The 13319-nt window shown below is 65.9% G+C and carries 10 protein-coding genes and 1 tRNA gene; 7 read left to right on the plus strand and 4 right to left on the minus strand.

Features of this window, described 5'->3' with window-relative positions:
- Nucleotides 1–51: 51 nt before the first annotated feature.
- Together FBF36_RS06135 and FBF36_RS06140 are read left to right on the plus strand one after the other, a co-directional pair.
- A complete protein-coding gene (locus FBF36_RS06135) occupies nucleotides 52–963 on the plus strand; it encodes a D-hexose-6-phosphate mutarotase (RefSeq protein ID WP_138137292.1) in 912 nt (303 codons plus the stop codon).
- A 110-nt stretch (nucleotides 964–1073) separates the two neighbouring features.
- Nucleotides 1074–1164: transfer RNA gene (locus FBF36_RS06140), tRNA-Leu, on the plus strand.
- A gap of 65 nt (nucleotides 1165–1229) precedes the next feature.
- Here FBF36_RS06140 and FBF36_RS06145 read toward each other — a convergent pair.
- Nucleotides 1230–1823: a DUF805 domain-containing protein gene (locus FBF36_RS06145; protein WP_034491942.1), complete on the minus strand. Its 594-nt coding sequence runs from the start codon at nucleotides 1821–1823 to the stop codon at nucleotides 1230–1232.
- Between the two features lie 207 nt (nucleotides 1824–2030).
- On the opposite strand from FBF36_RS06145, the gene FBF36_RS06150 reads away from it, so the two are divergent.
- Nucleotides 2031–3281, plus strand: a complete 1251-nt coding sequence (locus tag FBF36_RS06150; RefSeq protein ID WP_034491940.1) for an MFS transporter — start codon at nucleotides 2031–2033, stop codon at nucleotides 3279–3281.
- Nucleotides 3282–3300: 19 nt separating this feature from the next.
- Here FBF36_RS06150 and FBF36_RS06155 read toward each other — a convergent pair whose 3' ends face one another.
- A complete protein-coding gene (locus FBF36_RS06155) occupies nucleotides 3301–4644 on the minus strand; it encodes a hypothetical protein (RefSeq protein WP_225792480.1) in 1344 nt (447 codons plus the stop codon).
- Between the two features lie 32 nt (nucleotides 4645–4676).
- Entirely contained in the window at nucleotides 4677–5753 is a 1077-nt protein-coding gene (locus FBF36_RS06160) for a hypothetical protein (protein WP_009395581.1), read from the minus strand.
- 383 nt (nucleotides 5754–6136) lie between these two features.
- Here FBF36_RS06160 and FBF36_RS06165 point away from each other — a divergent pair, with 383 nt between their 5' ends.
- From FBF36_RS06165 to FBF36_RS06175, 3 genes are read left to right on the plus strand one after another with little or no spacing between them, the layout of a single operon-like run.
- A complete protein-coding gene (locus FBF36_RS06165; RefSeq protein ID WP_009395578.1) occupies nucleotides 6137–7279 on the plus strand; it encodes a bifunctional GNAT family N-acetyltransferase/nucleoside triphosphate pyrophosphohydrolase family protein in 1143 nt (380 codons plus the stop codon).
- Between the two features lie 55 nt (nucleotides 7280–7334).
- On the plus strand, nucleotides 7335–8840 hold the full coding sequence (locus FBF36_RS06170; protein ID WP_009395577.1) for an MFS transporter: 1506 nt from the start codon (nucleotides 7335–7337) through the stop codon (nucleotides 8838–8840).
- A complete protein-coding gene (locus FBF36_RS06175; protein WP_009395576.1) occupies nucleotides 8837–9382 on the plus strand; it encodes a TetR/AcrR family transcriptional regulator in 546 nt (181 codons plus the stop codon). Before FBF36_RS06170 ends, FBF36_RS06175 begins: the two co-directional genes overlap by 4 nt.
- A 9-nt stretch (nucleotides 9383–9391) precedes the next feature.
- On the opposite strand, the gene FBF36_RS06180 is transcribed toward FBF36_RS06175, so the two are convergent.
- On the minus strand, nucleotides 9392–11134 hold the full coding sequence (locus FBF36_RS06180; protein ID WP_034491937.1) for a pyruvate dehydrogenase: 1743 nt from the start codon (nucleotides 11132–11134) through the stop codon (nucleotides 9392–9394).
- A gap of 124 nt (nucleotides 11135–11258) precedes the next feature.
- Here FBF36_RS06180 and FBF36_RS06185 point away from each other — a divergent pair, with 124 nt between their 5' ends.
- Nucleotides 11259–13310 carry a M3 family metallopeptidase gene (locus FBF36_RS06185; RefSeq protein ID WP_009395574.1) on the plus strand — a complete coding sequence of 684 codons (2052 nt, stop codon included), beginning with the start codon at nucleotides 11259–11261 and terminating at the stop codon, nucleotides 13308–13310.
- Nucleotides 13311–13319: the final 9 nt, after the last annotated feature.

A 13319-nucleotide genomic window follows, 5' to 3' on the forward strand; every position in this document is an offset into this window, starting at 1 on the left:
TTCACTGGATATCGGGCTGACGAAACACGCCCAGCCTACTAGCGTGGCCCCATGACCGCCCCGAATGTCGGCAATCCGACGCACCCCGCCGTGACGAACCAGCTGCGTCTGCCCCGCACCGCCGCGTTAGGGCCAGGGCGGGGAGGACAGCAGAGGCTTCTCATCGACGCCCCGGCCGGAGCCGCGGAGATCTATCTCCACGGAGCCACCGTGACCTCCTGGGTGCCGCGTGGCGGCACGGAGGTCATCTTCACCTCACGGCAGGCGGTCTTCGACGGCGCCACCGCCATTCGTGGAGGAATTCCCCTGTGCCTGCCGGAGTTCGGCGTCGGCATCAACGGTGACGCCGTGCCGAAGCACGGATGGGCCCGCATCGCCCCCTGGCAGCTGCGGACGGTGACCACGACCGACAGCGGTGGTGTCCGCGCTCTTCTGAGTGTCAGTCGCGACCGCCTGACGGCGCTCTACGAAGTCGAGGTCGGGGAGACGCTGCGTCTAGGACTCAGCCTGCGCAACGAGGGGACCGAGCCCCGCACGGTGGAGGCCGCCACCCACACCTATCTCTCAGTCCACGATGTCACCGCCAGCCGCATCGGCGGGCTCGCCGGCGTCTCCTACAGCGACAACCTGGCCCGCAGTCCCCAGGAGGCTCTCCGCGTCCAGGACGGTGACGTGACGATCTCCGGACCCGTGGACCGCATCTACGACTCCGCCGAACCGATCACCGTGACCGATCCTGGGCGTCAGCGGACCATCGGCATAGACAAGCGCAACGCGCCCTCGACGATCGTGTGGAACCCCTGGTCCACGTACAGCGCCCCACTGCCGGACATGGCCGACGACGAGTTCCCTGCCATGGTGTGCGTCGAGAGCGGAGCGGTGCGAGAGCACGCTCCGACAATAGCCCCCGGGGCGAGCTGGTCCATGCAGGTGACCTTGAGCGTCGAGAGCACCGGAGTGTGATGGGAAGCACTTGGATGTGGCTTGGTGGCCTCGGTGGCCGTCATGCTAAGTTTCTCTGCGTCGCCGGGGCGAGGCCGCGGGGAAGTCGCTGAAAAGCGGAGACAACACAAGTCCGAGTGGCGGAATAGGTAGACGCGCTAGCTTGAGGTGCTAGTGCCTTATTAAACGGGCGTGGGGGTTCAAGTCCCCCCTCGGACACCACCAACACATGATCCCCGGAACCATAAGGTTCCGGGGATCATCGCGTTACCGTCAGGAGGCCTCGGTCAGCTCCATTCGGGACGGTAGAGGTCGGGGCGGGAATCGAAGCAGCACATGATGAGCGGCACGATCTCTAGTCCAGCGATGATGAAGAGCGCCCACAAGCCCGACTGTCCTGTGTCGTGCAGCCGCCGCACCATGACAGCGATGTGAGGGACGAACGTCGCCAGCCCGAAAATGCCGATGATTCCCATGACGAGAGTTAAGACTAATCCTGCTGAGGATTCGGAGGCATCGTTAACGATCAGTGCTGCGAGGCTAACGCCGAACACAAGATACAAAATAAAGATGCTGCCGACTAAGAACAGATAGGACCACCAGAACTCCGAACGCGAGGCATAGCCGCGGAACTGGGCGTAGCGCTGGAAGAAACGCTTGATGGCCTCACCGAAGCTCGCGCCGGGCAGAGGGGCGATATCTGGTGTCAACGGCGGAAGCCCGAACTGTCCGAACTGGTTGGGAGCGCCGTAAGGCGCTGGATCGCCAGGGTAGGGGGCAGGGGCGCCATAAGGCGCCTGGCTGCCATAGGTCGGCTGGGGCGCTTGACCACCGTAAGCCGGCTGCTCGCCGTAGGGGGCGGGGCCGCTTCCGTAGGACATGAATCCTCCAAGTGAGATGGGTTAGGGGGCTGTGAATGCTTGTACGGTCGGAGGCGTCCGAGTAGACGCGCCTCCTGGCCCTGGAACGGCATACAACTGACAGCCTAGGGGAGGTGGCTGGAGACGTCATCCTCTTCTTCGCCACCATGGTGGGGAGTAGTCCCTATATCGAGTCACAGGACAGCCACCTCGGTAGACTGAGCTCCCATGCACTCTGCTACCCCACTGAGTAGCCCTTCAGGTACGCGGCGCAGTCCTGAGCTGGTACGTGCGCGCGCCGGGGTCTGTCTGGTGTTCCTGGCAAATGGCTTGGGGTTCGCCAACCTGGTGCCGCGTTTCCCGGAGATCGTGGTGCATCTGGGGCTGAGCAAGAGCGCCTTCGGGCAGGCTGTGGCCGCAGTCGGCGTCGGCGCTCTCGTGGCGGGGTTGGCCGCGTCGTGGCTCATCTCTCGCCTGACCTCAGCCAGGGTCGCCAGCCTGGGCATGCTCGTGGTGGCTCTGGCTCTCCTCGGAGCGGGGCTGGCACCTTCGTGGGGCGTCCTCGCTGTCTGTCTGCTGATTGTCGGCGGGACGGACTCCATTGTCGATGTCGCGCAGAATGCTCACGGGTTGCGGGTCCAGCGCCGGTGGGGCGCCTCCATCGTGACGAGCTTCCATGCCTCGTGGTCGTTGGGGGCGGTCCTGGGAGCCGCCATGGGGCAGGCCATGGCCGGAGCCGGAGTGGGGCTGGGAACCCATATGGTGCTGACGGCGGTAGCGCTGCTCGTCATCTCGGTAGGTCCTCTGCTCGCAGGCTGGTTTCTGCCCGGCCATGACCGCGCTGATCGCGCCCCCGAACGGCTTGAGGAGCTCGATGACACCCCCGGGGTGAGGTCGGCGACCTCGCCCCGCCGTGCTCGGCCGGTCACGATACTCGTGCTCTTCGTCGTCGGCCTGCTGTGCGCCGCCTCGATGTTCCCTGAGGACGTGGCCATGAACTGGTCGTCGCTGCTCCTGTCTGAGCAGGGTGCTGGCCCCGGTCGCGTCGGGCTGGGGCTGGTGGCCCTTCAAGGAACGATGATCGTGGGGCGTCTGGTGGGCGACCGCATCATCGACGCTGTCGGTCAGCGAGCCGTGATCGCCTGGGGCGGAGCGCTGGTCACCCTCGGGATGAGTGTCGCCCTTCTGCTCTTCTCCGTTCCCGGGACGCTGCTCGGGATGGCGATATCCGGAGCGGGGTGCGCTGTCGCCGTACCCGTGGCCTACTCCGCTGCCGACGACGTCGAGGGGCTTCCGCCCGGGCTGGGACTGACCATCGTGTCCTGGCTGGCCCGTCTGGCGGTCCTCCTGGCGCCGCCGGTTGTCGGCCGGCTCGCTGACAACCACGGACTGTGGGTGGCTCTGGCCTACGGCTTGCTGGGAGGTCTCATCATGGTCACCTTCTGGCCGGTCCTGCGCCGCAGGCCTGCCGGGAGCTAGGGGACGGGACTGACGCGAGTCAGGCCAGTCCCACGAGGCGTCGTCGTCCGGCGTCCCGGTTGCGCGCCCATACGACACTGACCACCACGGTCGTCGCCACGGCAAGCATGGTGAGTCCGATGTACACAGGAACGCTCAGGAACAGTGCTGAGACGGCTGAAGCGTCCGAAGCATCCGTTGAGTGCTCTGAACTGCGTTCGATGAAGAGCAGAACGCCTCCGGCTGCGCACAGGACCCAGAAGCCGCTGGCTGCCGCGTTCCAGTAGTCCTGTCGGAGGCGCGAGGCGCACCATCCGGGAAGATTGTCAATATCGACGTCTCTGAGGCCTATGCGGCGAGGAGCGTCCTCTCCGGGGACCTGGGTCGGGTAGGTGGCCAGGAGCCGGTCGCAGGCCTGTAATGACGGCATCAGGGCTAATCCAACCATTCCTGTACCGACCAGAATGACGGAGATGACACGACCGGTGTTGAGGCCTGCCCCGCCTCCGCTGAAGACGTAGAAAAAGCCGAGAATGACGATGATGAGGGAGGAGGTGAGGAGGACCTTGAGTCTGCCTCTTCTGACGGTCTTGGTGACGCTGTAGGCGTCGGGCCAGGCCGGCCCCATACGGCCATCAAGCGTGACTCCCCGTCTGCGTGTCTCGCTGGAAGGACGAGTGATGAGATCCGGGCGTAGCCCCGCCTCAACGTCGAGTGGGCGAGACGATCCCGGTTGCTGTCCGGTCATCCGGGTGAGGACTGAGCGCAGGAGCTGCCACTGCTCCTCGGCGACGAAGTCCGGTGTGCGCAGGATCCAGGCGCTGCGGAGCCCAATGACCATGATCAGAACGCCCAGGATGGTGAATCCAGCAGGCAGGAGCAGAACAGGGGAGTCGAATACGAAGGAACGTCCCTGAGTCTCCTCCTCCATCCTCATCAAGGGGATGGTCATGATGACAAAGGAGAACGACAGCAGGGAGAAGAAGGCTCCGAATCCGACCATAGCCAATCTGCTCCCCATTCCCGGTCCCCACTGCTTACCGGGTGCCGCGGTGCCCAGATCATAGGAGGAGACGGCGGCCTTGACCGCCTGCTCGACCTGCTCTCGGCCAGCAATCGAAGCCGGCACCGTGAGCCGTTCACGAACCAGGGGGAGCCTGGAGTCGGAGCCGAGCCCGGACTCGAAGTAGTACGTGCGCACGGTCCGAACGTGCCCACTGTCGTTGGACGTGGTGCTGACCGAGATGTTGCTGACGCGGGCCGGAACCCTCTGCTCGACTGCGATGACGCCGCCTTCCTGGCGTACTCGCACCGCGGGGAGCTTCCAGCGTGCAATCGCTGGACCGTAGCGACGACTTGCAGGCGCGGGGCTGGGCATACTCATGTGGATGTGTCTCCGTGGGGTGGGGGCAGAACTCAGATCAGTCCTGCTTGATGGCGCAGCTCGTTGTCCTTCTGCTGTATCCAGTGTCTGCCGATCACAACGGTGGCGAGTGCCGTAGTGATGATGACCAGGACAAGGACCGAGTTCCATATCAGGGCGTGGGTGTGAGCCTCATGCGAGGAGGAGCTGGTCGAGAACGCAGTCTGATTCAGCATCACAGAGGCGAATATGGCGAGAACAGCCACGACGAACTCAATCAGGAACACGATCGCAGCAAGGTTCCAGTGGCGTTCGCGCCGGCGCGCATCGCACCATGCGGGTAAGGAGGCGGTGTCGACATCCTCCCAGCCGAGCTCTCGCGGCTCTTCCTCTCCGGGCATCGTGCTGGGATAGGAGACAAGGAGGCGGTCGCAACGCTGGGAGATGTGGGAGAGGATCGCGCCGAATACGCTGATGCCGCCGAGCAGGGGAATGAGTGTGAGCTGCCCGGCGGCGATGAACAGCAGGAAGATCAAGACCCCCACGAGCAGGAAGACTGAGGCGAAGACGGTCATGACGACGAGGGCGCGCCGGCCCTGCCTGACGCGCTTGGCGACGTCGTAGGCGTCCGGCCATGGAGGACCCATGCGCCCGTCACGGGTGACTCCTCGCGTGAGAGATACTCCGCTCGGGTGAGTAATGAGATCCCGCCGCAGGCCCGCCTCAATGTCCAGGGGGCGTGACGAACCGGGCTCCTGCCCCGACAGCTGGGTCAGGACCTGACGCAACAGCCCCCACTGCTCCTCGGCCACGAACCTCGGAGTGCGCAAGACCCAAGCGGCGCGAGCGCAGGTGACCGCGATGGTGAGTGCCATGAGGACGAAGACGCCGGGCAGAACTGCGAAGACCTTCTGCAAGCCGGTAAAGGGATCACCCGGGGGTGCGATGGAGGGGCTTCGGTGGAAGGAGATGGCGAGGTACAGGCCGGCTCCCGCCAGGCCCAGTGCGGCGACGGTCTGCAGCAGCCGCGGCAGCGCGCCCCCACTGAGCTGAACGGACAGCGCCGCCGTGCCCGGGTCGTAGGCGGCGATGGCATGGTCTACGGCTTGACGAACCTGCTGCTCGCTCACTGCGCTTGCTGGAACGGTCAGCCGTTCCTTGACGAGTGGTACTGATGTCGGTGATCCCAGTCCGGCTTCATAGATCGGAGTCTGATACTCGTCGTGGATGCTGCTGGAGTCATGCCCGCTGCTCGTGTGTATGCCTTCCACGCGGGCGGGGACGCGCTGCTCGATCGTGATGACATCGCCGCGTCTGCCTACCCTTACTGAGGGCAACATCCAGCGGGGGATGGCGGGACCGTGGCGTCGGCTCTCAGGCGTTGGGGCGTTAGTCACTCAATCTCTTCTCGTCGGGGCGTCGCCCTCGAGCATAGGCCCACGCAATGAACCGGGAGGGGAATTCGAGCGACTCATCAAGAGTGGGACCAGGGGAGGCGTTAGCATCGGCCTCCATGGACTCCTTTGAGATGACTGTTCCCGCGGATGCCGGTCTGCCCGCACTTGTGCTGTCGGTCCCGACCGGCGACGACGTCGACCGCATCACTGAGATCTGCCAGGACGCGGACATTCAGGAGTGGACCACCATCCCCTGTGGCTACCAGCGCAGCGACGCACAGTTCTTCGTCGAGCGGGTCGTTGCCGACGGCTGGAGTGAGGGGCGTGAGCTCACCTGGGCGGTTCGCGAGGCCGGCGATGACGGCGCATCGGCGACCCTCGTGGGCATGCTCAGCATGACCCTGAGCGGCCCTGAGAGCGCTCGGATCGGCGAGATCGGGTACTGGCTCGCCGCTGCCGCGCGCGGGCGCGGCACCATGGCCCGCGCCGTCGTCGCCCTTATCGATACGGCCTTCGACCCGAGCGGCCCCCTGAGCCTGTCCGTGCTGAGATGGCGCTGCTACATCCACGAGACGAGCCGCGGGCCGGTGCCCAACTGGGCCTCCTGGAAGGTCGCCTGGTCCCTCGGCTTCCAGCGGGAAGGGCGAGTGCGCCACTTCCTGCCCAATGACGGCCGGCTCCGTGATGGCTGGATCGGCACCCTGCTGCCCGAGGATCCGCGTGAGCCGCAGGCTCCCTGGGACGGCCCCGTTGACGCAGACGACGTTCTTCCCCTGGTGCCGCACGACGGCGTCGGGGAGCGGGAGGGTGACGACCCCGAGGCCTTGGTGCGTCGCTTCCACCATGTCTACGGACTCCCCGTCCAGACCGACGGTGCCAGCCTCGAGCGTGAGAGCCTCGGTATGCGCATGAGTCTCATCGCCGAGGAGTTTGCTGAGCTCGTCGGCGCCGTCTATGGGCAGGCGGCGCGCGATGAGATCGAGTCGAGCTACCGTCGCGCCGTGGCTGCTGATGACGGTGCTCGTGACACCGTCGAGGCCGCCGATGCCCTGGCGGATCTCGTCTACGTCATCTACGGCATGGCTCTGGAGACCGGGATCGACCTGGCGGCCGTGCTCGCCGAGGTGCAGCGCTCCAACATGTCCAAGCTGGGCGTCGACGGCCGGCCGGTCCACCGTGAGGACGGCAAGGTCCTCAAGGGGCCTGACTACTTCCCTCCGGACGTGGAGGCTGTGCTGCGTCGTCGCCGCCTGCGCTGAGAGGAGTCTCTCGAGGCGGCCATAACTATACTGTGCATGTAGTACAGTTCCGGCCGTGACTCGTACTCCCGGACTGCGCGCCTGGGCCGCCCTGGCCGTCCTGACCCTGGCCGTGACCCTGCTGGCCATCGATTCCACGGTGCTGGCGCTGGCGATCCCCTCGCTGAGTACCGACCTGAGCCCGACTGCCAGCCAGCTGCTGTGGATCGGTGACATCTACTCCTTCACCCTGGCCGGTCTGCTGGTCACCATGGGTAACGTCGCCGACCGCATCGGTCGGCGAAGCCTCCTGCTCATCGGGACGCTCGGCTTCGGGGTGGCCAGCATCATGGCGGCCTTCGCACCCAGCGCGGGAGCCCTCATCGCCGTTCGAGCCCTGCTGGGTGTCGGTGGCGCCACGATCATGCCCTCCACCCTGTCCCTCATACGCAACATCTTCCTCGACGTCCGCCACCGCGCCACCGCCATCGCCATCTGGTCCGCCGGCAGCTCCGGCGGCACCGCCCTGGGGCCGCTGGTTGGCGGTGTCCTGCTCGAGCACTTCTGGTGGGGCAGCGTCTTCCTCATCAACGTCCCGGTCATGGCGGCTGTCATCGTCACGGGCCTGTGGCTCCTGCCGGAGTCCAAGAACGAGCAGGGCGCCCCGGTGGATCTGGCCTCTGCGGTCCTGTCGGTCCTGGCCATCGTGCCGATCACCTACGCCGTCAAGTCCTTCGCGCATGACGGTCTCACTGTCGTTGCGATCGCAGCACTGGTGGGTGGTTTGGCCGCCGGATGGCTATTCATCAGGCGTCAGCGCACGCTGGCCACGCCGCTGATCGACGTCGAGCTCTTCCGGCGCCCCGCGTTCACCTGGGCGATTGCGGCCACTGTCCTGGCGATCTTCGCCTTGGCCGGTCTGCTGTACTTCTTCTCCCAGTACCTCCAGCTCGTTCGAGGCTACTCCACGCTCCGAGCGGGCCTGACCGAGGTGCCCGCATCACTTGCCTCCATCGTCGTTGTCGCGGTCGTGGCCACGGTGGTGCGCCGACTCGGCAATGGCCGGGCGCTCGGGAGCGGCCTGCTCGTGGCCGCGGTGGGGCTGGTTGTGGTCGCTCTGGGGGAGTCCTACGGCGGGATCGTGGTGATCTGCGTCGGCCTGCTCGTCATTGGCGCAGGTATCGGCCTGGCCTTCACGGTCTCCACCGGAGCGGTTCTGGGGGCGGTGCCGGCGGACCGCGCCGGTGCGGCCTCCGCCATCTCCGAGACCGGACTCGAGCTGGGAGTTGCCCTGGGGATCGCGGTGCTCGGCACGATTCAGGATGTCGGTTACCGGCTCCTGCTCGGACAGGCCCCCTCCGGGCTCCCGAGGCGGGTCGCCGACGCCGCCGAGCAGTCCCTGGCCACCCTGGCGGGTGTCGTCGACCTGGGTGACCCCGGGCAGGCCGAGCTGATGGTTCAGGCCCGGGAGGCATTCACTCGCGCCATGCAGGCCACCGCCGTGACTGCTGCCGGTATCCTCCTGTTCGCGGGTGTGATGGCTGCACGTCATGTTCCAGCGGCGAGTGAGGAGAGCTCATGAGAACCTCGAAACGGGACCGCATCATCACGGGGGCGCTCGAGCTCGCCCACTGTGACGGTTTCGATTCACTCACCTTCGACACTCTGGCTGAGCACGTTGGTCTGAGCCGCGGTGGAGTTATCTATTACTTCCGCACCAAGACCGAGCTCCTGGAGGGGATCGCGGCAGCGTTCCTGGAGCGGTGGCGGACTCAGGCCCTGGCTGCGCTGGGCGGGCCCCTGGAGGAGGCGAGCCGGACCGAGCGCATCGAGGCACTGACTCGCTCAGTCCTCGACGGCGAGATCCTGCCCGGCGAGGTCAGCTTCATGCTCTCGGCCACGCCGGAGGCGGAGATGCTCAAGGAGGCCTGGAACACGCTGAGCCGGGAGTGGGTGGGTGAGATCCGTGAGCTCACTGCCATGCAACGCGTGGCGCTGCTGGCCGTGGATGGATGGTGGGCCAACCGCGCCGTCGACAGCCGTAGCCGTAACCCCGATGAGCCCGCCATCGCCGAGCTCATCGTGTCCCTGGCTCGCGGTGAGGACGCTGGCGGACGGCAGTGACAGGGTCCCCTAGAAGCGGGGAATGTTACGCATGTTCGATGTCGCCATGCTCACGGCCTCCCCCGCACCTCGATTGAGAACGATCTTGCTCATTGCTGTGGCGAAGCCGATCAGCTGCTCACCCGTGATCTCCGGAGGAAGCGACAGGGCATTGGGGTCGGTGACGACCTCTACCAGTGCTGGGCCATTGAAGTCGAAGGCCTTCTGAAAAGCTCTGCGCAAGTCTCGTGGATCGTCAACGCGTTCGCCATGGAAACCGATCGACTGTGCTACTCCGGCGTAGTTGACGTCGTGGACATCAGTGCCGAAGTCGGGCAGGCCATTGACCAGCATCTCGAGCTTCACCATACCCAGAGTCGAGTTGTTGAAGACCACGACCTTGATCGGCAGGTTGTGCATACGGGCGGTCACGAGCTCTCCCATGAGCATGGACAGGCCGCCGTCGCCGGACACGGAGATCACCTGGCGATGGGGATGGGAGACCTGTGCGCCGATGGCATGGGGGAGAGCGTTTGCCATGGATCCGTGCAGGAAGGAGCCGATGAGGCGGCGCGTACCTAGCGGGTCGATGTAACGTGCGGTCCACACGTTGCACATTCCGGTGTCTGCGGTGAAGATCGCGTCCCTGGCGGCGACCTCGTTGAGCACGTGGGCGGCATACTCGGGGTGAATGGGTTTGATCCTGTCCGCCTTGCGCGTATAGGCGCCAATGGGTGCCTTCATGATCTTGGCATGCTTCTTGAGCTGAGCCTTGAGAAAAGCGTCCGAGCGGCGTTTCTTAATATGCGGAATGAGAGCTTCGATAAACGGAATGACGTCTGAGTGAATCGGGTGAGAGACGTCGGTGCGCCGTCCCAGTTTCTCAGCGTGATTGTCCACCTGGACCGTCACGGTGTCCGGTAGGAACTGATCGTAAGGGAAGTCGGTCCCCAGCAGGAGCAGTACGTCGGCGTCCTTCATGCCCTCGGCGGCGGCCCCGTATCCCAGGAGGCCCGTCATACCGACGTCGTAGGGATTGTCATACTGGATGAAGTCCTTGCCGCGCAACGAATGACCGATCGGTGCTTTGAGCAGGTCGGCCAGTGCGATGACTTCGTCATGAGCGCCCTTGACGCCGGCACCGGCGAAGATCGCTACCCTCCGAGACTTGTTGAGTAAGGCGGACACCTCGGCCACGTCAGCAGGGTTGGGCGACAGGGTGGCCGGTCTGGCCTTGGAATACTCGGGAATGGCGGCAGTGGCCTTCTCGTCGGAGACATCTCCCGGCAATGAGATCACGCTCACGCCGCTCAGGCTGACAGCGTGGCGGATTGCGGCGTTGACGACACGAGGAGCCTGCTTGGGGGTGGAGATGAGCTCTGAGTAGACCGAGCACTCGTTGAACAGACGATCCGGGTGGGTCTCCTGGAAGTAGGACTGGCCAATCTGAACGCTGGGGATGTGCGAGGCGATCGCCAGCACCGGGGCGCCCGAGCGCTGTGCGTCGTACAGGCCGTTAATCAGGTGAAGGTTGCCCGGACCGCAGGAGCCGGCGCACACGGAGAGCTCTCCGGTCAGCTGCGCCTCAGCCGCAGCAGCGAAGGCAGCGGCCTCCTCATGGCGTACATGGACCCAGTCGATCCCACCCTTGGCGGAACCGCCAGCCTTACGGACGGCGTCGACGATCGGATTGAGGGAGTCTCCTACGATTCCGTATATCCTGCGGACACCGGCATCGACGAGCTGGGCCACGAGCTGTTCTGCGACATTCATGCGTCTCTCCCTGGAGATCCTGGATTCGAGTGACCCCATCAGGCTACGCCCAGTGCGACCATAGTCCTAGAATTGATGGCCTGTTGTGAACGAGAAGACCATCAGTGCATGGCACGATGGGCCCATGAGCGAGACCACCGACGGCACCGACCTCCCGGAGTCGAATGTCTTCGCCAAGCCATGGTCGCTCGACCTTGGCCTACCCGGCTTCACGGCCGTCGACCACGCCGACATCGAGCCGGCCATCCGCGCCGGGATGGCGGCCGAGCGTCAGCAGTGGGAGGCGATAGCCACCAACGAGGACGAACCCACCGTTGCCAACACCGTCGATGCGCTGGAAAGTTCCGGTGATCTCCTGGAACGTGCGCTGACCGTTCTGGATGCCCTGACCTCCGCCACCGACTGCCCGGACCTCGACGAGCTCGAGGAGGCCCTGGCTCCCGAGCTGGCGGCCCACTCCGACGCCTATCACCTCGACTCACGTCTTTACCGCCGCTTCAAGGCCCTCGACGACCTCGTTGCCGCAGCCCCTGATGGACAGGACGCGTGCGACGCCGATGGCACGGTCATCGACGCCGAGGCCGCACGCCTCATCCGCTTGACCGTCGAGGAGTTCGAACGCAATGGCGTCGGCCTGGAGGAGGCGGAGGCTCACGCGCTCAAGGAGATCAACGCCCGTGTCAATGCGCTCAAGATGCGCTTCTCCGTCCTGGTCACAGAGGCCATGCACGCCGCCGGGGTCACGAACGTCACGGTGCCGCCGTCCCTCGCCACCACCCGGCCCCACAGCGCCAGGCTCGCCCTGTTGGACAAGTCCATGAGCCGAGGGCTGGGGGAGCAGGGCGCCTCCGGCGACACCCGCAGCATCGTTCTGGAGCTCGCCCTGCTGCGCGCCGAACGGGCCGCACTTCTGGGCTTCCCGCACCACGCCGCCCTCGTGGCCGCGGAGTCGGCCGCGCGAACCACCGAGGCGGTCTCGGAGCTGCTGGGCCGGCTCACGTCGCCGGCCATGGCCAACGCCCGCGCAGACGCCCAAGTCTACGCCGCTCGCATGGACCTGGATCCGCAGACCCAGGCGGGCGAGGCCTTCGGTCCTGCCGACTGGCCCCTCTACGAGGCCGCTGAGCGCAAGGAGCGCTTCGGCGTCGACGACGAGGTTCTGGCCCCCTACCTGGAGCTGTGGAGCGTCGTCACCAAGGGGGTCTTCTATGCCGCCAACCGCCTCTACGGCATCACCTTCCGCGAGCGCGGGGACCTGGCGGAGCACATGTACGCCCCGGGCGTGAAGGTCTGGGAGGTGCGCGACGGCGAGGACTCGCAGGCGCCGGTTCTGGGCCTGTTCGTCGGCGACTACTATGCCCGAGCAGGCAAGTCCGGCGGCGCCTGGATGGACAGCCTCGTCACCGGCTCGACGCTCACCGGCCGCAAACCGGTCGTCATCAACTGCTGCAACATCGAGCAACCCACCTCCGGTCCGGCCCTGCTGACCTGGGACGAGGTGATCACCTGCTTCCATGAGTTCGGGCACGCGCTGCACGCCCTGTTCTCCGAGGCCCGCTACCCCTCGGCCTCCGGGACCGCCGTGCCGCGCGACGTCGTCGAGTTCCCCAGCCAGCTCAATGAGAAGTGGGCGCTCCACCCTGAGGTGCTGGCCGGCTACGCGCGCCACGTCGACACCGGCGAGCCCCTCCCGCCCGAGCTCGCCGAGCAGCTGCGTGGCCAGGGCACCTTCGGTCAGGGCTACGGCACCACCGAGTACCTGGGAGCGGCCCTGCTCGACCAGGCCTGGCACACCCTAGCCCCCGGCGAGGTCCCGGGGGACGTTGACGAGGTGGAGGACTTCGAGCACCGGGCCCTGGCCGAGGCCGGAGTCGATGACGCCCTCGTGCCTCCCCGCTACCGCACCACCTACTTCTCCCACGTCTTCGCCGGAGGCTACAGCGCGGCCTACTACGCCTATATCTGGAGCGAGGTCATGGATGCCGATGCCATCGAGTGGTTCACCACTGATGGCGCGATCAACGGCGACCTCGGCCTGAACCGGCTGGCCGGGGGGATCTTCCGCCGCGAGTTCCTCGCCCGCGGTGACTCCCGAGACCCTCTGGCCTCCTACCGCGCCTTCACCGGGCGCGACCCCGGTATCCTGCCTCTTCTTCAACGTCGCGGACTGGCCTGATGGACGCAG

It is taken from the genome of Actinomyces sp. oral taxon 171 str. F0337 (genome assembly GCF_005696555.1).
Taxonomy (GTDB): Bacteria; Actinomycetota; Actinomycetes; order Actinomycetales; family Actinomycetaceae; genus Actinomyces; species Actinomyces oris_E.

Excerpts from the sequence above, each read along its gene's own strand:
- FBF36_RS06135 (WP_138137292.1), top strand. The coding sequence starts at position 52 with ATGACCGCCCCGAATGTCGGCAATCCGACGCACCCCGCCGTGACGAAC.
- FBF36_RS06145 (WP_034491942.1), bottom strand. The coding sequence starts at position 1,823 with ATGTCCTACGGAAGCGGCCCCGCCCCCTACGGCGAGCAGCCGGCTTAC.
- FBF36_RS06150 (WP_034491940.1), top strand. The coding sequence starts at position 2,031 with ATGCACTCTGCTACCCCACTGAGTAGCCCTTCAGGTACGCGGCGCAGT.
- FBF36_RS06155 (WP_225792480.1), bottom strand. The coding sequence starts at position 4,644 with ATGAGTATGCCCAGCCCCGCGCCTGCAAGTCGTCGCTACGGTCCAGCG.
- FBF36_RS06165 (WP_009395578.1), top strand. The coding sequence starts at position 6,137 with ATGGACTCCTTTGAGATGACTGTTCCCGCGGATGCCGGTCTGCCCGCA.
- FBF36_RS06175 (WP_009395576.1), top strand. The coding sequence starts at position 8,837 with ATGAGAACCTCGAAACGGGACCGCATCATCACGGGGGCGCTCGAGCTC.
- FBF36_RS06180 (WP_034491937.1), bottom strand. The coding sequence starts at position 11,134 with ATGAATGTCGCAGAACAGCTCGTGGCCCAGCTCGTCGATGCCGGTGTC.
- FBF36_RS06185 (WP_009395574.1), top strand. The coding sequence starts at position 11,259 with ATGAGCGAGACCACCGACGGCACCGACCTCCCGGAGTCGAATGTCTTC.